General features: G+C 70.1%; 18 protein-coding genes. 8 read left to right on the top strand and 10 right to left on the bottom strand.

The window, feature by feature from the left end:
• Window positions 1–18: 18 nt before the first annotated feature.
• Together ABZ260_RS02380 and ABZ260_RS02385 are read right to left on the bottom strand one after the other, a co-directional pair.
• A complete protein-coding gene (locus ABZ260_RS02380) occupies window positions 19–975 on the bottom strand; it encodes a WYL domain-containing protein (RefSeq protein WP_355611877.1) in 957 nt (318 codons plus the stop codon).
• The gene (locus tag ABZ260_RS02385; protein ID WP_350919276.1) at window positions 972–1,928 is read right to left on the bottom strand and encodes a WYL domain-containing protein; all 957 of its coding nucleotides are present in this window, start codon (window positions 1,926–1,928) and stop codon (window positions 972–974) included. The genes ABZ260_RS02380 and ABZ260_RS02385 overlap by 4 nt, the downstream gene beginning before the upstream one ends.
• Before the next feature lie 39 nt (window positions 1,929–1,967).
• On the opposite strand from ABZ260_RS02385, the gene ABZ260_RS02390 reads away from it, so the two are divergent.
• Window positions 1,968–3,065, top strand: a complete 1,098-nt coding sequence (locus ABZ260_RS02390; RefSeq protein WP_355611880.1) for a DUF3866 family protein — start codon at window positions 1,968–1,970, stop codon at window positions 3,063–3,065.
• Here ABZ260_RS02390 and ABZ260_RS02395 read toward each other — a convergent pair.
• From ABZ260_RS02395 to ABZ260_RS02415, 5 genes are read right to left on the bottom strand one after another with little or no spacing between them, the layout of a single operon-like run.
• The gene (locus tag ABZ260_RS02395) at window positions 3,011–3,487 is read right to left on the bottom strand and encodes a DUF3291 domain-containing protein (protein ID WP_355611883.1); all 477 of its coding nucleotides are present in this window, start codon (window positions 3,485–3,487) and stop codon (window positions 3,011–3,013) included. The genes ABZ260_RS02390 and ABZ260_RS02395 overlap by 55 nt on opposite strands.
• 32 nt (window positions 3,488–3,519) lie before the next feature.
• On the bottom strand, window positions 3,520–4,161 hold the full coding sequence (locus tag ABZ260_RS02400; RefSeq protein ID WP_355611886.1) for a transcriptional regulator: 642 nt from the start codon (window positions 4,159–4,161) through the stop codon (window positions 3,520–3,522).
• 48 nt (window positions 4,162–4,209) lie between these two features.
• Complete coding sequence (locus tag ABZ260_RS02405) at window positions 4,210–5,112, bottom strand: FKBP-type peptidyl-prolyl cis-trans isomerase (protein WP_355611889.1); 903 nt, start codon at window positions 5,110–5,112, stop codon at window positions 4,210–4,212.
• A gap of 55 nt (window positions 5,113–5,167) precedes the next feature.
• Window positions 5,168–5,917, bottom strand: coding sequence for a GNAT family N-acetyltransferase (locus tag ABZ260_RS02410; protein ID WP_355611892.1), 750 nt, complete (start codon window positions 5,915–5,917; stop codon window positions 5,168–5,170).
• A 2-nt stretch (window positions 5,918–5,919) separates the two neighbouring features.
• Window positions 5,920–6,171: a calcium-binding protein gene (locus ABZ260_RS02415; RefSeq protein ID WP_355611895.1), complete on the bottom strand. Its 252-nt coding sequence runs from the start codon at window positions 6,169–6,171 to the stop codon at window positions 5,920–5,922.
• A 112-nt stretch (window positions 6,172–6,283) separates the two neighbouring features.
• Here ABZ260_RS02415 and ABZ260_RS02420 point away from each other — a divergent pair, with 112 nt between their 5' ends.
• The 4 genes from ABZ260_RS02420 to ABZ260_RS02435 all read left to right on the top strand — a co-directional run bounded on the left by ABZ260_RS02420 (window position 6,284) and on the right by ABZ260_RS02435 (window position 11,727).
• On the top strand, window positions 6,284–7,330 hold the full coding sequence (locus ABZ260_RS02420) for a S66 peptidase family protein (RefSeq protein WP_350915306.1): 1,047 nt from the start codon (window positions 6,284–6,286) through the stop codon (window positions 7,328–7,330).
• Window positions 7,331–7,595: 265 nt separating this feature from the next.
• On the top strand, window positions 7,596–8,930 hold the full coding sequence (locus ABZ260_RS02425) for a hypothetical protein (protein WP_355611899.1): 1,335 nt from the start codon (window positions 7,596–7,598) through the stop codon (window positions 8,928–8,930).
• A gap of 182 nt (window positions 8,931–9,112) precedes the next feature.
• The gene (locus tag ABZ260_RS02430) at window positions 9,113–10,312 is read left to right on the top strand and encodes an SMI1/KNR4 family protein (protein WP_355611902.1); all 1,200 of its coding nucleotides are present in this window, start codon (window positions 9,113–9,115) and stop codon (window positions 10,310–10,312) included.
• Window positions 10,313–10,653: 341 nt separating this feature from the next.
• Window positions 10,654–11,727 carry a GNAT family N-acetyltransferase gene (locus ABZ260_RS02435; RefSeq protein ID WP_355611904.1) on the top strand — a complete coding sequence of 358 codons (1,074 nt, stop codon included), beginning with the start codon at window positions 10,654–10,656 and terminating at the stop codon, window positions 11,725–11,727.
• Window positions 11,728–11,778: 51 nt separating this feature from the next.
• Here the strand turns inward: ABZ260_RS02435 and ABZ260_RS02440 are convergent, their stop codons facing one another.
• On the bottom strand, window positions 11,779–11,943 hold the full coding sequence (locus tag ABZ260_RS02440) for a site-specific integrase (protein ID WP_355611919.1): 165 nt from the start codon (window positions 11,941–11,943) through the stop codon (window positions 11,779–11,781).
• A 177-nt stretch (window positions 11,944–12,120) separates the two neighbouring features.
• Between ABZ260_RS02440 and ABZ260_RS02445 the strand changes: the two genes are divergently transcribed.
• The gene (locus ABZ260_RS02445) at window positions 12,121–12,591 is read left to right on the top strand and encodes a cytochrome P450 (protein ID WP_355611908.1); all 471 of its coding nucleotides are present in this window, start codon (window positions 12,121–12,123) and stop codon (window positions 12,589–12,591) included.
• Entirely contained in the window at window positions 12,588–13,043 is a 456-nt protein-coding gene (locus ABZ260_RS02450; RefSeq protein WP_184758757.1) for a hypothetical protein, read from the top strand. Before ABZ260_RS02445 ends, ABZ260_RS02450 begins: the two co-directional genes overlap by 4 nt.
• Window positions 13,044–13,202: 159 nt before the next feature.
• Here ABZ260_RS02450 and ABZ260_RS02455 read toward each other — a convergent pair whose 3' ends face one another.
• Complete coding sequence (locus ABZ260_RS02455) at window positions 13,203–13,406, bottom strand: hypothetical protein (RefSeq protein ID WP_184758756.1); 204 nt, start codon at window positions 13,404–13,406, stop codon at window positions 13,203–13,205.
• 46 nt (window positions 13,407–13,452) lie between these two features.
• The gene (locus ABZ260_RS02460) at window positions 13,453–21,231 is read right to left on the bottom strand and encodes an RHS repeat-associated core domain-containing protein (RefSeq protein ID WP_355611913.1); all 7,779 of its coding nucleotides are present in this window, start codon (window positions 21,229–21,231) and stop codon (window positions 13,453–13,455) included.
• On the opposite strand from ABZ260_RS02460, the gene ABZ260_RS02465 reads away from it, so the two are divergent.
• Window positions 21,197–21,476: hypothetical protein (locus ABZ260_RS02465; protein ID WP_355611916.1), on the top strand; the 280-nt coding region annotated here is incomplete at its 3' end. The two genes, ABZ260_RS02460 and ABZ260_RS02465, sit on opposite strands and share 35 nt — an antisense overlap.

Here is a 21,476-nt window from a genome sequence, read left to right on the forward strand (position 1 = left end):
AGATCCTAGTACCGCACGTCAGGAGACCGACTCGTAACGATTCAGCGCGGCCGTCGCGGCGGCGCGCACGCTCGCGTCCAGCGAGGCGGGCGAGATCACCCTGCCGGTGTCGCCCAGGCGCAGCGCCAGGCGTACCACCCAGCCCTGGTCCCTGGCGCGCAGTGCCACCCGCACCCGGCCCTCACCGAGCTCGGTGACCTCCTCGCACGGGTAGTACTCGGCGACCCAGCGGCCCGCGGCGGTCAGCTCCAGCTCCACCAGCTCGTCGGTCGGCGAGGGCCGGAACACCCCGGGCGTCACCTCGTCCGGCACCGCGTCGGCGGGCGGGTCGGCGGGCACGTCGAGCACGTCGACGGAGAGCATCCGGTCCAGCCGGAACAGCCGGACCGCCTCGGCCCGGTAGCACCAGCCCGACAGGTAGGGACGGCCGTCCACGACGACCAGGCGCATCGGGTCGACCTCGCGCGGGGTGATCTCGTCGCGCCCCGGCACGTAGTAGCGCAGCGACAGCCGTCTACCGCGCCGCAGCGCCTCGTTGACGCTGGGCAGCGCGTCGGGCGCGGCGTCGACCTCCACCGCGACCTGGCTGCTGACCGCCGCCGCGCCCTCGCCCGAGGCCTGCTCGAACTTGGCGATGACCCGGGCCAGCGCGTCGCGCTCCCCGAACTCCGGCATCTCGGCGAGCAGGCGCAGCGCGACCAGCAGGGCGCTGGCCTCGTCCACCCCCAGCCGCAGCGGGCGGGCGATGGTGTCGGCGTTGTCGATGACGATCTCCCCGCCGTCCCACGACACGTCGATCAGGTCGCCGGGGGTGTGGCCGGGCAGCCCGCACATCCACACCAGCTGCAGGTCGTCGATGAGCTGCTTCTCGCTCAGGCCGAAGATCTTCGCGACCTCGGGCACCTGTGCCCCGGGGTGCGACATCAGATAGGGCACCAGCGCCAGCAACCTGGGCAGGCGATCGGCGGTGCTCACGCGAGTGCTCCCTTCAGGCGGCAGATCACCGCGTCGCGGGCGTCCGGCGGGCCGACCACCTCCGCGTCGGCGGCGAAGCCCACGATCCACCCGGCCAGCCGGCCGGTATCGGTGAAGTCGACCTCCAGCTCGTCCCATCCGTCGCCGGCGGGCCGCACCGCCTTCGCCACCTGGCGCAGTCCCTGGCAGGTGTCCTGCCTGACCCGGACCAGGGCGGTACGCTCCCGGACCGCGGCGTCGCTGTAGACGACCATGGACTTGATGTCGACGCCCTCGGGCACCGTCACGGAACCCGGGCGGCCGACGGTGGTGACCGCCCCGCCGATCCGGCTGAGCCGGAAGACCCGCGGCGCGTCCCGGTCGCGGTCGTGACCGACCATGTACCAGCGGCCACGGCGGCTGACCACGCCCCACGGCTCCACGGTGCGGGTCAGCACGTTCTGGCTGGCCGCCGCCCGGTAGGCGAAGCGGACCGCCCGCCGGTCGCGCACGGCCTCCCAGAGCGCGGGGAAGGACGGATCCTGGGTGTCGACGCGCAGCTCCAACGCCCCGCCGAGCACCCCGTACGCCTCGTCGGTCTCCACGCCCCCGGCGCGCAGCTTCAGCAGCGCACCACTGGCCGCCTCGGCCAGGCTGGCCCGTTGCCACACCTGGGCCGCCAGACCCACCACCGCGGCCTCGTCCGGTTCCAGGGTGATCTCCGGCAGCTCGTAGGCCTGGCGGACGATCCGGTAGCCGGGATCCTCCTCCCAGGGGTCCTTGTGGACCTCGATCGGGATGCCGATCTCGCGCAGCTCGTTCTTGTCCCGCTCGAACATCCGCTGGAAGGCCTCGTCGTTGTCGGCGTCGTAGCCCGGCACCGCCTGGCGGATGTGCTCGGCGCTGAGCGGCCGCCGCGTGGCCAGCAGGCAGATCACGAGATTGAGCAGCCGCTCGGTCTTCCGGCGCGACATCCGGCCTCCTCCCTGTTCAAGTGACGCTACCCTTCCCCCGTGATCAGATGGCGCAGGGGCGAGGTCGTACGGATCCGGCGCGAATGGCCGGGGGCAATGGAACTCGACGTGACCACCGAGGACGGCGAGGCGCGCGCGCTCGCCTATCCGGCCCTGGTGGGACGCCCGGAGCCCGGTGACGTGGTGCTGCTCAACACGACCGCGCTCGCGATGGGTCTCGGTACGGGAGGTTACGCCATGGTGGTGGCTGTTCCCGACCGATTGCCACAAGATCCTCAAGGTCCCGGACACCTGGTGAAGGCACGCTACACCCCGTTACAGACCACCGTACTCGGCGCGGACGAGCAGGACTCGCCCTTCCACCACCTCCTGCGTGACGCCGACTCCGTGGACGGCATGCCGGTGATCGTCGCCGACCTGCACTCGGCCCTGCCGGCGATTCTCTGCGGCCTGTACGGCTCGAATCCGCCGCGTACCGGGGAGTCCGGCGGGCACCGGCCCGCCAGGGTCGCCTACGTGATGCTCGACGGGGGCGCGCTGCCCGCCTGGTTCTCCATGTCGTGCGCGCGGCTACGAGAGACCGGCTGGCTGTGCGGGGTGGTCACGGTGGGCCAGGCCTTCGGCGGCGACGTGGAGGCGGTGACGCCGCACACCGGCCTGCTGGCGGCCCGGCACGTCCTGGGGGCCGACGTCGCGGTCGTCACCCAGGGGCCGGGCAACCTGGGCAGCGGCACCCGCTGGGGCTTCTCCGGCGTCTCGGCCGGCGAGGCGATCAACGCCGCCGCCGTCCTCGGCGGCCGCCCGGTCGCGGCACTGCGGGTCAGCGAAGGCGATCTGCGCGAGCGCCACATCGGGGTCTCGCACCACTCGCTGACCGCCTACGGCCGGGTGGCGCTGGCCCCCGCCCAGATCGCCGTACCCGTGCTGCCCGGCGACTTCGGCAGGCGGGTGGCCGAGCAGTCGCGCCCGCTCGCCGCGCGGCACGAACTGATCGAGGTCCCGGTGGACGGGCTGTACGCGGCGTTGCGGGAGTCTCCGGTCAGGCTGTCGACGATGGGCCGTGGCCTGGACGAGGACCTGGCCTACTTCCTGGCCTCGGCCGCCGCCGGACGCCACACGGCCTCGCTGCTGTCGTAGAAATCCTTGAAGGTGAAGGCCTCAGGCGTGGGGCCTTCCCTCCTGAGCCGCTCCAGGCGCTCCATTCCCTCGGCCAGGGGCGGCTCGTGCCCCTCGGGAATCCACCACATCACCGAGGACGGCTCCGCCGTGCGCAGGAACCATTCCCTGCGCCGCTGCAGGAACTCCAGGTGGCCGCTGCGGTAGACGTAGTCCCACAGCGCCTCGCGCGACTCCCAGACCGAGAAGTTGATCAGCAGGTGGTCACCGTAGTCGTGCTTGACCGTGTCCCCGGGGGCGTCACCGCCCTTGAGTCTCCAGACGAAGCCGGGAGTCGCCTCGGCCAGCCGGTTGACGGGGTCGAGACCGGCGGCGAAGGGGGCCAGTTCCGGGGAGTCGACGGGAGCACGCATGTGGGCGATGTTCAGTTGGGCCAGATGCATGAGCACAGCAGATCATCCCCGGCCTTTCTATGTCAATTCTCATTATTTTTAGAGAAGGTGACGCAACACTCCGCCGGGCGCGGGTCCAGCCGGGCCGCCGAGGCGTCCTGGCCGAGCGCCTCCAGCAGCCCTCGGCACAACCCCAGGTTCACCGAGCAGACCAGCAGCGGATACTCCTCGGCCGGCACGTGGAACGGGCAGTTGCGCAGCCGTACCCGGCCCTCCTCCTCGTACGGCTCGTAGCCGCGCCGCCGCAGCACCCCGACGAGATCATCGTCCTGCCGCGCGAACCCGGCCCCGGCGCGTCGCGCGACCTGCTCGGCCCGTTCCTCCCCGCCGAGCGACTCGACCGCCTCGGCCAGCACCAGGGCGAGCGTTCGGTAGTCCCTGGCGGGCACGCTGACCTGCCACTCCCCCCGCGCCCTGTGATAGACCTTCGCCGGCCGGCCGCTGCCGGGTCCCGTCCGCTCCGTCAGCCGCCTGAAGCCCGCGTCAAGCAGGCCGGCCTCGACAAGCCTGTCGAGGTGGAAGGCGGCCAGAGTCCGCTGGATCCCCACCGCCTCGGCCGCCTCGTTGCGCCCCACCTCCCGGCCACGGGAGGTCACATAGTCGTAGACGGCCCGGCGCACCGGGTCGTGAAGTACCGCCACCTTGTCGAGGTCATCACCGCTCACAGCCCGGATTGTAGGTGGGGGCGGCAAAGGTCACGCCCGGCGCACGGGTCAGTAGGCGGCCAGCACGTCGACGACGAAGACGAGCGTCTCGCCGGGTTTGACGGACGGCGGCAGGCCGTTCTCGTAGCCGAACCTGGGCGGGACGATCACCAGGACGCGGCTGCCCACCGGGACGCCGACCAGAGCCCGGTCCCAGCCCGCGATGACGCGGCCCTTGCCGATCTGGAAGGCCTTGGGCTGCCCCGCCGCCCAGGTGGAGTCGGAGACGTCCTCGCCCCAGACCCTGCTCTCGTACTGGGTGACGATGAGCTGTCCCGCACGGGTCTCGGCCCCGGCGCCCCGGACGAGGATCTTGCTCCTCAGGTCGGCGGGAGGCGCGGTGCCCGACAGGGAGATGACCGGGCGCCCGCCGGAGACTCCGGTGACCCTGACCCCGTCGAGGACCCCGCCCCCGCCCTTCGCGGTGGCGTCGGGCGGGAACGCGCCGAGCACGTCGACCACGTAGAACAGCCCGTCCTCGGCGGTCATCCCGCCGGGCGGGTTGGGGCCGTACGCCTCCTCCGGCGGAACCGCGACGACCACCCGGCTGCCGACCTTGTGGCCGCGCAGGGCCTTGCCCACACCGGTGATCGTCTGGTTCAGCGGAAAGGACGCCGGGGCGCCCTGGTTGAAGCTGGAGGCCAGCAGGCGGTTGTCCTTGCCGTCCCACACGTGCGCGGTGTACTGGGCGACGACCAGGTCGTTCCCCCCGATCTCCGCGCCGGTGCCCGTCATCAGCTCGGTGAACTTCAGGCCGCCGGAGAGTGCGCCCTCGGGAAAGCGCACGGTGGGCCTGTCACCGAAGTTCCCGAGCACCTCGACCTCCGGCCCCGCCTGCCCGTCGCCGGAGGCGCAGGCGCAGGCGGTGACCAGCACGAGCGAAAGCGCGGCGAGCAGTGCCGTGGGACGCATCCGAACTCCCGGGGCCGGTGGCTGCGCCAACCCTAACGCCCTATTGGGAGAATTGTCAGTAGCTGGAGATCGCGGTCGCCTCGGTGTCGGCCTCGAAATAGTGGGTGAGCAGAATGCCCACGCTCCCCCCCGACGCGTCCAGCGCGACGAAGGAACTCCCAGGCCGGAACACCTTCACCCCGACGATGGTGTTCCGCCAGGACTCCGCGGTGTGCTGGACACTCCCCCAGTGGTCGACAAAGGCGCGGTTACGCACCTCCCGGGCGGCGTCCTCCAGGTCATCCCGGTAGGTGACGATCTGGAGCCCGTCCGGCAGTGAGACCTCCGGCAGCTCGGCGCCCAGGTCGAGGGCCATCCCGTAGAACCACCGGGCGGGCTCCATCCCGGCCCCGGCGACCAGCGCCCGCAAGCCCTCGTTGCGGGTGTCCACCTCGACATGAAGTTCGAGCGGCTGCCCGGGAAAGCGGCGCTCGTGCAGCACCGGGGTGTTGCCGATCGCCCACTCCAGCAGGTGGCCCCCCAGCCCCCGGCGCCGATACTCCGGATGCACCCCGCCCCACAGGCTCATCCGATGCACCGGCTCGGCCGCGGCCCGAGCCATGGTCATCCCGTACGCGACCAGCCGGCCGGACTCCCACGCCCCCAGCGTGCCCTCGACGGGATCGAGCAGCGGGTTGGCGAGATCCTCGGCGAGGTCGTCCGCGTCGGCTCGCCCCCCGACCTGATCGACCGCGTCGATCGCCACCAGCAACTCCGCCCACGCCCCGACATCGTCCTTGCCCAGCGGGGCCCACTCGACGGTCATGGTTATCGAGCGTAGAAGCAGACCGCTCCCGGCAGCGACCGGTTTTCCCCGACCGGCTCAGCTCTCCCCCAATTCGGAGGTGCAGGCCGGTCCTTGACGGTGACCTCGACCCCCAGGACGGTCGTCTGGAACGGCAGCGCCAAGTGCTCATCGAGCATGACGTGGAACCCGGAGAGCTGCTCGTCCTCGTTGTAGGCGTCGACGGTGGCCTCTTCGACCAACGCGTCCAGCTCCGCCTTGCTCAGTTCCCCCATGGCCACAACCCTGACCAGGGCAGCGCGGCACCATGGCCGTGATCTCAGCTTGAGGGACCGAGGTCGACCTCCCCTATCAGCTTCCAGTTGCATGATCCGGTTAGATGAAGACATGCGCACCAATCTGACCACGCCTGCGAAGCTGACCGCCGGAGACCGGGTCGCGGTGGTCTCGCCCTCCTTCGCGGCACCGGGGATGTTCCCGGCCGTGCATGAGCTGGCGATGCGGCGGCTTCGCGACGAGTTCGGGCTGGAACCGGTGGAATATCCGACGACCCGCCGGTTGAGCGCCTCGGCACAGGATCGAGCGGCCGATCTGATGGACGCGTTCACCGATCCGGACATCCGCGCGGTGCTGGCCACAATCGGAGGGGATGACCAGATCAGCGTGCTGCCCTTCCTGGATCCCGCCGTGGTCACCGCCAACCCCAAGCCGTTCGTCGGCTACAGCGACAACACCAACCTGCTCAACTGGTTGTGGAACCTTGATGTGGCGGGCTATCACGGCGGATCGACGATGGTGCACCTGGGGCGCGGCGGCGGCCTGCACCCGGTGTCGGCCGACTCACTGCGGGCGGCGCTGCTCACCGGCGGGGACATCGAACTGCATCCGGTCGACGTGTTCAGCGAAGACGAGCTCGACTGGGGCGAACCCGCGTCATTGAACCGTGCGGCGCCAACCCGGCCCAGTCCCGGCTGGAGCTGGCACCGGCCCGACCGGGTCGTCACCGCCCCCACCTGGGGCGGCAACCTGGAGATCCTGCACTGGAACCTGGCCGCGAACCGATGGATCCGCCCGGTCGAAGACTACGCCGGCTGCGTGCTGCTGCTGGAGACCTCCGAGGAGATGCCCTCGGCCCAGGAGGTGTTCCGCATGCTACGCAACGCCGGCGAACGTGGTCTGCTCGCGCAGTTTCCGGCCATCCTCATCGGTACGGCCAAAGCGAGCGGCCTGCTGCGCCGCACCGCGCCCGAAGCGCGGGACACCTACCGCGCCGAACAACGCGAAGCGATCCTGCGGGCACTGGACTCCTACAACCCCGAGGCCATGGTCGTGTTCGGGGTCGACTTCGGGCACACCGATCCCCAATGGATCCTGCCCTACGGCGGACAGGTGACCGTGGACGGCCCGGCTCGACGCATCATCGCTCACTACTGATCCCGGCTGTGCGCTGTCGGCGGAGGAAGCGACGGAAGAGGCCGCCCACCCAAGGATCGGTGGATTCAACCGACCCAGAACCGGCGGCACTCGGGAAGATCCGTATGACGTGCCGTCCCCTGGACTCCAAAAGACGGCGGTCTACGGGGCGATGACGTCTGCGACAACCACGACGATGTCTCGGTTACTCTCCGCCGCGAGATAACGACTCACTGAAATGTCGTAGCGGCCCGGCACACTGACGTCCGACACGGGAGGTGGGGCCATGGCACGGGGCCTGGGCAGGAACGCGATCCGGCAGTTGCTCGGGCTCAGCGTCTGGGAGATCGAACTCGCGGTCACGACCGGCCTGCTCCGGCGCTTTCCCGACCGGACCTTCGATCCCGTCTCCGTCAGGGCGGCCGAAGCCGACATCGAGTACTTCCGGCAATTACTCGCCGCGGAGCGCCGCTGCACCATCACCGAGGCGTCGGCCAGGCTCGGCGTCTCGGCCGACCGCTTCAAACGGATCACCGCCGCCGCCGGTCTGGCACCCGTGGCCACCGAGGAGATCCGGAAGTACGGCCAGACCCTCACCGTCCACTACTATCGCGCCGCTGACGTGGACGCTCTGGCCGACCACGTCCGCGCGGACGCCGAGCTACGCGCCGCCGCGCGGGCGGTCTCCCGCTCCGAGGCCGCCAGGAAGGCCGTCCAGACCCGCAAGCTGAACCTCGCACGCGCCGTCGCGGCCCGCGCGGAGATAGAGGCGACCAAGCCCACCCTCGACGCGGACGGCGTGCGGGTCCTCCTGTGGACCGCTGCACTGATGGCCGCCGCCGGCGTCTGGCCGGGGCCGCTCAGGCCCCTTCACCGCATGGCGGACCTCCGCGTCCCACCGCTCACCGAGATCCTGCGGGATGCCCGTCTCTCTCGCGCCGAACTGGAGGCGATGCTCGCCGAACTCACCCCGAGATCAGTGGAACTTGTGCGTCTCCTGGTCTCGCCCCGGGACGCGGAACGGGAGCTGGGTGTGCCCATTGAGATGATCCCAGCCGAGCTGCCCCAGTTCGGCGGCCACCTACTGGCTCCTCTCCTCCGCGAGGCGGTCTCCTCACCTCCTGCCTGGCTGCTGCGAGCGCGGGCGGAGGTGGAGTTGCAACAGGCCGTCCAGGCGGAGGAGCGGCGTGCCGCCGAAGAGGCCTCCCAGCGGCGCCGAGCCGAGCGGGCCACCGTCGACCAGGCCACCCGAGCGGCCTCCCGGCTGTCCGACGAGTCCGTGGCCGAGATGTTCGGCATACCGGCCGACGTGATCCGGTGGCTCCGCCCGGCAAGCGGCCGTTGGACGGCCGACCACGTCGCGGGACTGCTCAGGAAAACCCCGCCGTGGCTGCGGGACGAGTCCGCGGCCCGGGCGGAGGCCGACCGCCGCCGTCACCGTCGCCGTCACCGCGCCGAGCGAAAGGCCGCCCGGCGGCTCTCCTGGCGCAGCCTCTGGGCTGAGGCGCTCGGCGTCCCCCTCGACCGGATCCCCGATTCGGTCGGACGTCCCACCCGCGCGGCGATCGAAGCCGCCAGGCGAGAGCCGCCCCGGTGGGCGCGCGAGACACCACCCGGCTGAAACCTACCTGTCTCTCCGCTTCATGGCCCGCCGCAGCCGTCCGCCGGGATCAGCCTCGCCGGCTCCTCGGCACCCGCCGGGCCGATCGGACCAAGGGCGCCCATCACCCCACACCAACCCGGTGTTTAACACCCAAAGTCCCTTTCCGCCGTATTCAGGCCGCCTCCGGGTAGGGTGCCGCTGTGGATCTGGACGTCATCCGGCGTGGCCTCGACGCGCTCCGTGAGTACGACACGGACCTCGACCTCTTCGGCGCCCGCGAACACCGCTACCGGTTCACGCCGCCACTCGACGAGGCCGCCTTGGAGGTCGTCGAGGCGCGGATCGGGGTGCGCTTTCCGGCCGACTACCGCACGTTCCTGACCCGGCTCGGCAATGGCGGCGCCGGCCCGTACTACGGGGTGCACGGGGTGCGACCGGACGGCTCCTGGGCGCGGTTCGGCCCGTTCCCGTTCACCGAGGAGTGGGAGCCGCCCACGGACGACGAGGACTACGACGACGTCATGGAAGCCGCGTTCGAGGGACTGCTGCCGGTCGCCGAGCACGGCTGCGGCTACCGCTCCCACCTGGTCGTCAACGGCCCGGCCGCGGGCCAGGTCTGGGGTGACTGGACGTGCGTCGGCGAGGCGCTGGCCCCGCAGGCCGAGTCGTTCGGCGCGTGGTACCACGACTGGCTGGAGGTTTCGCTGCGCGAGGTGCTGGGCGAGCGGATCGAGGCCACCGTGCGCGACGAGACCGGCTGGAGCGTGGACCGGCGGTTGCTCAGCCTCCTCCCGCCGCCGCTTGCCGATGATCACAAACAGCCGGAGGTAAAGGTCCTCCGGCTGGCCGGCCGGGCCTACCTTGCCCTTTACGAACGCCGCAACAGCGATGTCCGCGACCTCCTCGCCCAAGCCCACGCGGTCGGCGCCGAAGGGGACCACGAAGCGGTGCGCCTCGCGCTCGCCGAAGCCGTGCTGCTGCGCGAGGAAGGCGGCATCACCGACGCCCTGACCACCGTGGAACACGCGATCCCGCGGAACGGCTGGTGGCTCGACAGGTCGTGGCTGCACCGCCTGCACGTCGAGTTGCTTCTGACGCAGAGCCGGCTGGACGACGCGTACGCGGCGACCGAGGAGCACATCGCGCGCTGTCCCAACGACGACTTCGGCTACGTACGCCGCGCCCTCCTGCGGGTGTTGACCGGTGACCCCTCGGCCGCCGAGGAGGTCCTGCGCGCCGACGCCCCGCTCGGGAGAGGACTCCGATCGGCAGGCCACCCACGTCCCGCCGACCGCACCCCCGACGCGCTACGGCTCCGTGCCCGGCGCCTGGCCTGGGAGTGCCGCCGCTGGGGACACGCCACCGACGCGTCCCGCTTCGACGCGATCGCCGCCGGTTGACCGTGGGCTCCGTGGTGTCATCCTCGGCAAGGACGCGGTGGACGATCCATCACCATGCCCACTCGTACCCATAGACCTTCGCGGATGAACTTCTACCTCTGTGAGCACTCGACTGCCATCGCCCCACGCGCCCGCTCAGCGCACCGTTCGCACTCACGCCGCAGGGCACCGCCGCCGCCAAGGCCGCGTTGCGCGCCCGCGCCCTACGGCCACGCCAAACGCTCGGCCTGGGTTGACATCAAAGGATGCCGCAATATCCGATGGCCCGTTCATAGCCGGACATGGCACTGTATGACGGTGTCCGAGAAGGTGAACGTCCGCAGAGTCGTCCGAGCGGCATCATGAGCTTCGGTACCTACGCGCGCCGGGTCCGGAATCAGGATCTGCCGTACGGCCTGCGCTACACCTCCCTCAGATGCGCGGTCGAGCGTTACATGCCCGTTGGATACAACGCGACCTGGGACTACATCACCGGCCGCGCCGGACGGATACGGACGGACGAGACCGCCCTGCTCCGCGCGCTGGACATCCTGGAGACCAGCCGGAAAGCCCGGCTGGCGGAGATGGCGGCGTTCGCGCTGCGCCGTACGACGGAGAAACGTGATCGCCGCATCCTGTCCGCCGACGAGCACCGATACCGGCACGGCTGGCGCTGGCCGGGCCCTGACGCGCATCAGGCGATGCACCGAACGGTCCAGACCCTGTGGGCCCAGCACCAGCGACCGCCCTTTCCGGAGGTGCCATCCCTGGTCACGCTGGACTCGACCGTCGCGGGCTGCGTACAGACCTACCTGCGTCAGGGTGGAGCCCTGCATCCCGACCATCGGGACATCCTGCGGTCCTGCCTGGCCGACCTGAGTGCCGTACGGTTCGATCACCGTTCGCCCGTCTCCGGGGCGTTCTCCTATTTCCTTCGGCTGCGCAAGATGGCCGAACTCATGGCACACGACGCGCTGCCTCTCGTACGCCGGGCATGGCACGGCGACGCGGAGCGGATCGCGGACGTCTTCCTGGCCGCGCGTGGCCAGATGACCTACCTGCCGCGCCTGCACACCGACGAGGAGACCAGGGCCTGGATCGCCGGGGTCGTGGTCGCCCGCCAGGAGACCTGGGTGGCCGAACTGCACGGCCAGGTCACCGGGTTCGCCGCACTGGACGGCCAGTGCCTGGAACACCTGTACGTCGCGCCGGAGGCCCAGGGCCACGGCGTCGGCTCAGCCCTGCTCGCCCAGGTCAGAAAGGTACGGCCCGGCCTGCTCGACCTGCACGTGTTCCAGCGGAACACCGGCGCCCGCCGCTTCTACGAACGGCACGGCTTCACCCTGACGGCGCTGGGAGACGGCACCGACAACGAGGAGAACCTCCCCGACGCCCACTACCGGTGGCCGACCGGCGCCGAACCGGGGTGTCGGTAAGAGTGGTGCAGCCAGGTACACGCGATTGAGTCCGCCCAGTTCAGCGGTGCCCTAATGATCAGTGGGGAGGTGGCTGACGGCGTCTTCGAGGTCGGCGTGGGTGGGCAGGGTGTACCGGCGCGTGGTGTCGAGTCGGGCATGGCCGAGGAGTTCGGCGGCGACGACGACGTCGACGCCCGCGCGCAGCAGGTTGGTCGCCAAGGTGTGCCGCAGGATGTGGGCGCACCGCGAGCTGTTCGCCTACTTCGTCCACCTGGTACGGGAACGCGCCCGCAAACCGGGCGACGACCTGATCAGCCTGATGCTGTCGCCGGACGGCGGCCGGATGGACCCCGGCACGGCCGTCTCCAACTGCTACAGCCTGCTGCTCGGGCCGGCGTCACGCTGCCCCACGTGGCCGGTACGACGGTGTTCGAGCTGGCCCGCGGCGGTGGCTACCGCGCCTGGGCGAGCCGTCCCGACCTGCTGCGCGGCGGCGTGGAGGAGGCGCTGCGGTGGGCGTCGCCCGGCAGCCACTTCATGCGGCACACGACCCGGCCGGTGCGGCTGTCGGGCGTGCAGCTCGCGGCGGGCGAGCCCGTGGTCGCCTGGATCGGCTCGGCCAACCGCGACCCCGCCGTCTTCGCCGGCCCCGACACGTTCGACCCGGCCCGCACGCCCAACCGCCATCTCGCCTTCGGCAGCGGACACCACTACTGCATCGGATCCCACCTGGCCCGGCTGACGCTGCGGCTGTTCTTCGCGACGCTCTTCGCGACGTTCGCCGACGTCGAGGTGGCCGGCGAACCGGTCCGGGTGCGATCGACCTTCCTCACCGGTTTCAAGAAGCTGATCATCTCGGGGACGCCCAGGAGAGGCCAATGACGACAGAGATCCCGTTCACCTACGCCCAGCAACTGCTGCTCGGGCTGGAGCAGGCCGTGCCGGGGAGCGTGCTCAACTCGACGTTCATCGTGCGGGCGGCCTACCGCGTGGCGCACGAGGTGGACGCCGGCGCGGGTGCACGAGAGCGCGTGACCTCGGCGCGGCTCGCCTGCACCTGCGTCACCAGCGGCTCGACCGGCACGCCGAAGCCCGTCACCGTCTCGCGCGCCGCCCTTGCATGGTCGACCGGGGCCCGGCCCACTGCGCAGCGCCGGTCACCGGGGTCCTGCTCTGCTCGTCCAACTCGTTCGACGGCTCGGCTGCCGGGATCTACTGGACGCCGGCCCGCGGCGGCAGGCTGGTCACTGGCCGACGCGTTCGGGGCGCTCGGCACGGTGATCTTCGCGGGCGAGACGTGCCCGCCCGCGCTGGTCGGGGAGCACTACGGGTGAGCGAAGCCGGCAGGGCTCGCTCACGTCGTGGGACCTCTGCCGCCCGATGCCGTGACCGGAATGCCCGCTCACACGTCGCGACAGGTACCGCCTTCCTGCAGCACCTGCCCCAGGCCCCATGGGAGACGGCCCGGCCGGCGCTGACCGAGACGTCTCCCATCAGCCGACGTCCCCATCGCGAGGTGTGACGTCACTCTCGCCGGCGCCGGAGGAGTGTCGCCGCTCAAGGGCGGTGAGCACACTCCCGATGACCGCCAGAAGGGATCCGCCGATCAGGAGCGGGACCGCCCAGGACTTCGGGTCGGACAGCATGGTGGCGACGATGAGGGTGGCGGCGCTCCAGAAGGAGAACGCGGACGCCATCACCACCACCCTGCGAAGAATTCGTATTCCACGCCCCGACGTCGACCTACTGCGATCCAATATTCAGTTCCTTGATCATCGGCATGAACATTCCGGACTGCTGATCATAGTACGTGCCCGTTTTGAACTTGAACCAGATCCCGTTCCCCTTGTTGTTGTTCAGGATCACCGCTGTCGCCACGCCGAGGATTCCGGCCGCCGCCCCGCAGACAACTCCCAGCGGTATGCCGATGATTGTGGCGGCGCTTACCCCGCACAATGCCTCCGCGAACCCGGTGATCGAACCGAGGCCGGCTGCGAGGAGGTTCGCGGCGGAGTTGCTCAGGTAGTAGACGCAGTCGCCGCCCTTCGCATTGCATTTCTTCCCGGTGAAGCCGCCCCCTTGCGTGCAGGGCTGCTCGCCCTTCATCTTCTTCGCGCACTCCAGGTAGACGTCGTCGACCCAGTTGCAGTCCTTGACGCGGTCCGTCTTCATGCACGTCATCTGCGAGTCGTACGCGGTGTTGCAGAACTGCGCCGAATGGTTGCCGTACTGCTTGGAGGACATGCAGTCGGAATAGCTGCCGGCGAAGGATTTGCAGCCGTTGTGATTGGCGTCCTTCGCCTGATCCCGGCATTTGACGTAGTAATCACTCTCCGCGGCGCAGACGGGCTGGCTGGTCTTGTTGCCGTAACGGCAGCCGCGATACATGTCCGAAGCGTTGCCGCACATCTCCTTGGAGTTGGGATGGCCGGCCCGGCAGGTTCGATAGTTGCCGGCATCCTCGATGCAGACTTTTCTCGTGCTTCCTTCGGCGCGACAGGCGATGTAGTTGTCCTTCGCGTCGAGACAGGTCGGCCGATCGATCACCGCGGCCCGGCACTCCGCGTACGTCGAGGCCGCGTCCCTGCACGACCCCAGGCTGCCGCCCTTCGAGACCACTCCCATGTGGGACTTCGCGTCAGCGCGGCAGTCCCCGTAGACGTCCTTGGTCGCGCTGCAGTAGCTCTTGCCGTTCTCCTTGCGGCAGGTCGTGTACTCCTTCTCGGACTCCTTGCAGTACGACTTTCCGTAGTCCTTGACGCACCGATTGTGGTCGGAGATGATCTCTCCGCACGTCTTGCTCTTCTTCTTCTGCCCCTTGCATTCCTCATAGGTGTCGACCGGGTTCTTCTTCGACGTGCTCTTGTGCCCGTCCGGGTCGACGTTGGTGAGGGGGTTGTTGTTGGCGTAGGCGTAGCGGTTGAGCTGGACCGACGGGTCGGGGTTCTGCGTGAGGGTGTCGCGCGAGACGAAGCTGCCGGTGGTCGGCTGGTACCAGCGGGCCGCCATGTTGATCATGCGGGTCGTGGGGTCGGTGTAGCCGCCCTGATAGCCGAGCGCGTGCTCGGGGCCGGTGCGCGTGATGACCTCGCCGAAGGGGTCGTAGGCCACCGAATCAGCCAGAGCGGTCGCGTTGGCGGCGAAGGCCCCGACCAGGTCGCCGCGTAGGTCGGAGAAGGCCAGCTGGGCTCCGGTGCCGTCGTTGATGCCGAGAGTGCGGCCGAGCGCGTCGCGGCCGAAGGTGGCCCGCTTGGCGCCGTTGGCGTCGGTGACGGCCACCAGGTTGTTGCTGACCCCCTCGTAGGCGAAGGACAAGGTCTGCCCGCTCTGTGTGCGGGTCTCCATACGATCGAGAGCGTCGTAGCCGTAGGTGACGGCGTCGTCGTTGATGAGCCGGTCGAAGGCGTCGAACTTGGTGCGCCGGACGATCCCGGCCGAATCCTCCAGCAGGGTGCCGCGTGCGGTGTACGTGTAGGTGTGTCCGTCGCCCGAGGTCAGGCGGTTGCGTTCGTCGTAGGTGAAGGTCTTGTCGCCGGCCTTGACCCGGTTGCCCGAGGCGTCCCACTCGTAGGCGGTCTTCGTGCCGCCCGGGGCGGTCCAGGAGATGAGTCGGTTGGACTGGTCGTAGGCGTAGGTGTTGGTGCCGGCCCCGGCCGTGCCGGTGGTGGTCTTGGAGGTGAGGTTGTCGTTGAGGTCGTAGCCGTACTCGATGGAGGCGATCGCGCCACCCGCGGCAGTGGTGAGCTGGTCCTTGGTCAGCCGGTTCAGCGCGTCGTAGGTGTAGCTGCGCCGCGCGCCCGAGGTCCCGTAGGCCATGGACGTCAGCCGGTTGGCCTTGTCGTAGCCGTAGTCTATGGCGGTGTTGCTGACCGGGTCGATCGACTGGGTCAGCCGGTCGGCCCCGTCCCAGGTGAAGGTGGACGTGCCGGTCACGTCGACGCGCTGGGCCAGACGGCCGTTGGCGTCGTAGGCGTAGGCGTTGAGGTCGCCGCCCGCGCCTGCCGTCTTGAGTAGCAGGCCGCGGTCGTTGAGGGTGAAGTTGAGATCACCGGCGGCGGTCAGGCGGCCCGCCGCGTCGTAGCCGAACGTCTTGTCCTCGGTGTTCGCCTCGGCGCCGGTGCCGGTCTGCTTCACCAGGCGGTTCAGCTCGTCGAAGATCCGGTCTACGCGCACTCCGCCGGGGAGGAGGCTGGTCACCGAGTTACCGCCGGCGTCGTAGAGGGTGGTCCAGGTCCGGTCTGCGGGGTCGGGGTGGGCGGCGGTGCTCGGCTCGATCATCGACTCGAGGAGGCCCAGGCTGTTGTAGGTGGCGTAGGTGGCGTTCCCGCGGCCGTCGGTCGAGCGGGTCTGCGCACCCGCGGCGTCGTAGCCGAACGTGGTGGTGATCTTCTCGGTCGCCGAGATCGGTTCGCGCTGTTCGATCAGCCGGTTCGCGGCGTCGAACAACCGCTCGGTGGTGTGCCCCTCACCGGAGGTCTGACTGGTGGCGTTGCCCGCCAGGTCGTAGCCGATGGTGTGGGTGCGCAGCACCGCACCGGCGTCGTCCAGTTCCTGGATCCGGGTCTTGCGGCCGGCCAGGTCGTAGCCGGCCTTGCTGGTCAGGCCCAGCGCGTTGGTGGTCGTCGTCGGGCGGCCGGCGAGGTCGTAGCCGAAGGTCGTGGTGTTGCCCAGCGCGTCGGTCTGCCCGGCCAGCGCGCCGGTGGCGTCGTACGTGCGGATGGAGGTGTCGCCGGTCGGCCGGGTCGTCTTGGTCACCCGACCGGCGTCGTCATACTCCATCTTCGTCACGTACACCGCCTGCGACGGCTTGCGCTCGATTGTGGTCAAGGTGATCTGCCGGCCGAGATCATCGTACGTGGACTCCGCACGCGCCCCGGTCGGATCCGTCGTCCACAGCGCCTCGCCCAGCAGGTCATAGCCGTAGTTCCACACTCCGGCCGCGGCCGAGCCCGTCCTGGGCGCGGTGACCTGCACCTTGCGACCGAGCCCGTCGTAGACCGCGGTCGTGGTCTGGCCGCGTGGGTCGGTCACGCTGACCGCATCACCGGCGGCGTTGTAGACGGTGGTGGCCTTGGGCGAGACCGGCTGTCCGCCGGGAGGCGTGTAGGTGGGGAGGTTCTGCTCCACGACCCGCCCGACCCGGTCCAGGGTCGAGCTGACGAGCCGGCCCTCAGGGTCAACCTGCTGCGTGGGCTCGCCGAAGGTGTTGTAGCCGATCTTGGCCGTGGGCCGCTGCGTCGCCGGAGCGGCGCCCGCCCGCTCCACCTGCGCCGACGGCAGTCGTACCTGCGTCTTCTGGCCCCTGCTGTCGTAGGTGACGTCGGTGGTGTAGGCGGCCGGGTCGGCCCCGGCGGCGTTGCCGCGCGGGTCGGTCGTCGCCGTGACCAGGCCACGGTCGTCCACGGTGAGCGTGGTCACCAGGTCCTGCCCGTCGTTGTGCACGGTTTGCCGGACGGGGTGGTCGCCTGCGTCGTAGGCGTACTCGACGGACTCGACGCGGTCGGTGCCCGCCGCGGACAGGCTGATCTTGGTGATGTTGCCGTTGGCGTCGTAGACGGGTGTGGTGACCCGGTTCAACTTGCCCGGGTCCACGATTTGAGAGACAACCCGTCCGGCCGCGTCGTAGGCGGCCTCCACCCGCAGTGTGCCGTTGCCGGTGGTCTGGCGGATGAGGTGGTTCGCGGCGTCATACACCTTCGAGTCCACCACCACGTCCAGCACGGCATCCGACCCGTTCAACCTGGCGCCCTTGGCCGTCGTCTCCGCCGGCAGGTTGTCGGCGTAGTAGGTGTAGGCGGTGGTGCGGCCCATGGCGTCGGTCTGCGAGGCCAGCCGTCCAGCCGGGTCGTAGGCGTTCGAGGTCAGCACGATGTCCGTGGCCGCCTGCGGCGCGGTGGGGCTGCCGGTCCAGCCCTTCAGCACCGTCGTGGCCGGCTCGCCACGCGGGGTGTAGGTGTACGCCAGCGTCGTGCCCCGTGCGTCGGTGGCGGAGATCTTCTGACCCTTGTGGTCGTAGGCGAACGTCTCCACGCTCCCCTCGGGCCCGGTGATCGTCGCCTGCCTGCCGTAGGCGTCGTAGGTGTAGACGGTCCTGCGCGGCGCGTCCCCTCCGGTCAGGTCCTCATTGGTCTCCGTCATCGGCAGGCCGTCCTCGTTGTAACCCGCCGACCAGCGCAGCGTGTGCGTCTTGCCGTCCACCTCGTTCTTGACGGCAGGGCCGGTCCTGGACAGCACTCGTCCCATCCCGTCGTAGGCGACCGTGGTCGTGACCCCCTCGGGGAACGCCTCGGAGATCTCCGTCGTGGCGGTCACCCTCCCAAGGGCGTCATGGGTGTACTTCTTGACCAGCCCGGACGGCAGTGTCTCCGTCGCGAGGTCGCCGGCGGCGGTGAAGGCGTACGTGGTCTCGTAGCCCTTGTAGTCTTTGTCCGACTTCACCATGCCCGCGGGCGTCGTGCCGCCGCCGACGGCCGGCTCGGTACCGTCGGTGTAGGTCTTGACCGTGCTGCGCCCGGCCGGGAAGTCCGCCGTCGCCGGAGTCGTGGTCCTGGTCTCCTCTCCGAACGAGTTGTACGTCCACGAGGTCATGTAGGTCTCGTCGGCGGCCGAGGCGGACCGGCCGTCCCGCTCACCGATCTTCACGTCGTTGCGGGCGTCGAACGGCTTGTCGACGTCGACGAAGTAGTCGTAGTACTCGGTCGAGCAGTTCGCGCCCGCCGTTCTGCAGGTCTTCTTCGCCAGCAGGTTCCCACGGGCGTTGAACGCCAGCTCGACCACGTTGCCGTTCGGGTCGATCACCTTGGCCGGGTATCCGCCCACGTCATAGGCCCACTTCGTGGTCGCTCCGACCTGGTCGGTCACCGACACCTGCCGGTAGCCACGCTGCGCGTCGGCGACGTAGGTGACGACGCCGTCGTGCGGGTCGGTCACCGTCACGGTCGCGAAGGTGGAGAGGGTGGTCTGCTTGGTGTACACCGGGTTCGACAGCTTCCAGGTGCCGCCGTTGGAGTCGGTGTGCGTCACCAGCCGGCCGCCGTCCGGGTTGTAGACGTTGACCGCCCACACGCGGCCCGACGGCTGGGTTACCTTGGTGAGCTGCGGCTGCGGCTTGCCTGCCGCGAAGTGCCGCTGCACGGCCGCCTTGCTCAGGGGCCTGCCGTAGACTGCGACCTCGTCGATGTCGCCGTTGAACGGGAACGGCGCGGTGCTGGTGGTGCTCGACGGCCAGGCCGGGGAGCCGTACCCGGACCCGATCCGGGTCTCCGCCATCTCGTCGTGCTGGACCTCGCCGGCCAGCGTGCCCACTGCGGCGCCGTCCAGGTAGAGGGTCTGCGTGTGTTCGGCGGGCCTCGTGCTCGAGGCGGGCCTGGTCTCCACCGACGACAGCACCGCATGGTGCCAGTTGCCGTCGTTCACCGCACCGGTGGAGGTGAGCGGGGTGTGCGCGGTGGTGGAAGTGCCGGTGCCGAACTGGCCGCGCAGCTTGCCGTCGGTGCCCACGTACATCACCGGCACGAACGACGGAGGCGTGCCGTTGTCCGCGCCCTGCATCCCGATGACCGTGCCGGACGTGGTGGTCCTGAACCACGCCTCCACCGCCGGCTCGCCGCCCTGACCGCTGATCGCATCGGCCGGGAGCTGCACGTACGTCGAGGTCGCCGCCCCCTTGAAACGCATCGCGGTGTCCGGCGAGCCGGCCAGCGCGCCCGGCACCCGCGCGCCGAGGTCCGCCGGGGTGGTCCCGTTCAGCTTGGCCTGCTGCTCGGTGATGTTCCAGCCCGCTGCGCTGGCGACGACGGTGCCGGTACGGGTCTCGCCCTCGTTCAGCCGGTAGTAGTACTTCGGCCCGGAGTCGGTGACCACGCTCTTGTACCGCGAGCCTGTCCCGTACTCGTAGGTCGTGCAGGCCGTCGCCGAGGTCGGCGGGCACACCTTGACCAGCAGGTCGCCCTCGTAGGCGTAGGTCCAGGTGAGCGGGTTGCCGTCCACCGGGTCGGTGGAGACGCTCGCGACGTGATTGCCGGCCCAGGTGAACGTCAGCGACCTGCCGCCCGTCGCGGCCACCTTGGCCAGCTTGCCGTCGGCGCCGCGGGTCAGCTCCTGCGCCCGCCCCCGATGATCGGTGATCTTCGAGAGGAGGCCCGAGGCGTCGAACCAGTAGGAGATGGCCGACTTGTCCATCAGGCGCCAGCCGCCGGTCTGCTCGGCGGCCATCGTCGCGAACGTCCCCGACGGCGGCGCGTAGGCGCCGTTGCCCATGGACGCGAACCGCAGCTGCTCGCCGCCCGGATAGGTCACCAGCAGGCTCCCGGTCGGCTCCTCCTCGATGCGCATGTCCCAGCGGGTCGTCCACCCGGCGCCGAAGATGCCGTCGGTCCGCGGGTCCAGGCTGTTGTACGTACGGTTCACCGACAGCGGCGGCCCCACCGTCGTCACCGAGGCGTCCGTCGCCGTGGACGCGTAGTTGCCAGAGACATGGTTGAACTCGCGACCTTGCGTGCCGGCGGCCAGCAGGCCGTTGATGTTGCCCTGCTCGGGAACGGGGGTGAAGGTCCGCCACGACGAGGTGACCGTGGTGTACGTGGTGGCGGCCTTCGCCATCCACGAGTACGTCTCGCCCCACTTCAGCCGGGCATCGACCACCTGCCAGACGCCTTCCTTGGTCCAGTCCTCGGTCTTCTCCGCCGAGTCCTTGCACCAGCGCCAGTTGGGCGCGCTGCCCGCGCAGAGCTGGAACCAGTACTTGACCTCGCCCTTGTTGTAGGGGCGGGCGTTGACCGACAGCACCGGCGTCAGGGTGCCGACCTGGCTGTTGTGGGCCGGGGAGAACGACTCGAACGGCAGGGCCGTCACGGTCGCGTACACCCAGTCCGACCAGGGCCCGGAGACGCCGGAGGCGGTGGTGGCGCGGGCGCGCCAGCGGATCTGCCAGCCGTCGGTCAGCTTGTCGGCGGGGACGGCCGCCCAGGCGCTGGTGCCGGAGGCGTACTCCTTGTCCGAGGTGCCGGTCCAGATCAGGCCGGTGCCCTGCTCGCTCTTGGCCGGGTCGTGCTCGACCTCGACGTTCAGCCTGCTGAGCCGGTTGTCCGGGTCGGTCACCCTGGCGTACATCGACGGAGTGAGCGACTCGGCGGTCCAGGAGGTGGTGCCGCGGATGGCCGGGTTCATGCCCAGGCCGTCCACGCTGGGCTTGCGCAGGTCCACGGTGGCGGCCTGCCACGCCGACCACTCGCCTTCGGCGCCCGCGGTGGTGACGCCGCGGACCCGCCAGCGGATCTTCATGCCGTCGGTCAGCTTGCCTGCCGGCACCTGCACCCAGGCGTTGCCGCTGGAGGCGTAGCTCGTGGCTCCCTTGCCGGACCAGATCACGCCGATGCCCTGGCCGGTCGCGGGGTTGTGCTCGATCTCCGCGCCCAGCACCAGCTTCGAGCCGCCGGCGTCGGTCACCTTCGCGTACAGCCATGGGGTGGCCGAGGAGAGCGTCCACGTGTCGCTGCCGCGCGTGGCCGGGACGGCGCCCAAGCCGTTCCCCGCGGTGCCGCTCACCTGGACCGTCGCCGTCTGCCATTCCGACCACGGACTGGCCACGCCGGACGACGTCGACGCCCGGACGCGCCAGCGGACCAGCCAGCCGTCCTTCAGCTTGCCGGACGTCACCGTGGGGGTCTGCAGCGAGCAGCGGCTCCAGGTCGAGCACGAACCGCTCGACACCTGCCCGCTGTCGCTCCAGATCAGCCCGGTGCCCTGCCCGGCGGCGGACGGGTCAT

Source organism: Streptosporangium sp. NPDC006013, from assembly GCF_040614275.1.
Classification (GTDB): Bacteria; Actinomycetota; Actinomycetes; order Streptosporangiales; family Streptosporangiaceae; genus Streptosporangium.

What these genes read in the sequence shown, in the direction of transcription:
- ABZ260_RS02410 (WP_355611892.1), bottom strand. Translation starts at nt 5,917, where the DNA reads ATGACCGTCGAGTGGGCCCCGCTGGGCAAGGACGATGTCGGGGCGTGG.
- ABZ260_RS02455 (WP_184758756.1), bottom strand. Translation starts at nt 13,406, where the DNA reads ATGGCGTCCGCGTTCTCCTTCTGGAGCGCCGCCACCCTCATCGTCGCC.
- ABZ260_RS02415 (WP_355611895.1), bottom strand. Translation starts at nt 6,171, where the DNA reads ATGGGGGAACTGAGCAAGGCGGAGCTGGACGCGTTGGTCGAAGAGGCC.
- ABZ260_RS02450 (WP_184758757.1), top strand. Translation starts at nt 12,588, where the DNA reads ATGACGACAGAGATCCCGTTCACCTACGCCCAGCAACTGCTGCTCGGG.
- ABZ260_RS02435 (WP_355611904.1), top strand. Translation starts at nt 10,654, where the DNA reads ATGAGCTTCGGTACCTACGCGCGCCGGGTCCGGAATCAGGATCTGCCG.
- ABZ260_RS02405 (WP_355611889.1), bottom strand. Translation starts at nt 5,112, where the DNA reads ATGCGTCCCACGGCACTGCTCGCCGCGCTTTCGCTCGTGCTGGTCACC.
- ABZ260_RS02425 (WP_355611899.1), top strand. Translation starts at nt 7,596, where the DNA reads ATGGCACGGGGCCTGGGCAGGAACGCGATCCGGCAGTTGCTCGGGCTC.
- ABZ260_RS02395 (WP_355611883.1), bottom strand. Translation starts at nt 3,487, where the DNA reads ATGCATCTGGCCCAACTGAACATCGCCCACATGCGTGCTCCCGTCGAC.
- ABZ260_RS02420 (WP_350915306.1), top strand. Translation starts at nt 6,284, where the DNA reads ATGCGCACCAATCTGACCACGCCTGCGAAGCTGACCGCCGGAGACCGG.
- ABZ260_RS02385 (WP_350919276.1), bottom strand. Translation starts at nt 1,928, where the DNA reads ATGTCGCGCCGGAAGACCGAGCGGCTGCTCAATCTCGTGATCTGCCTG.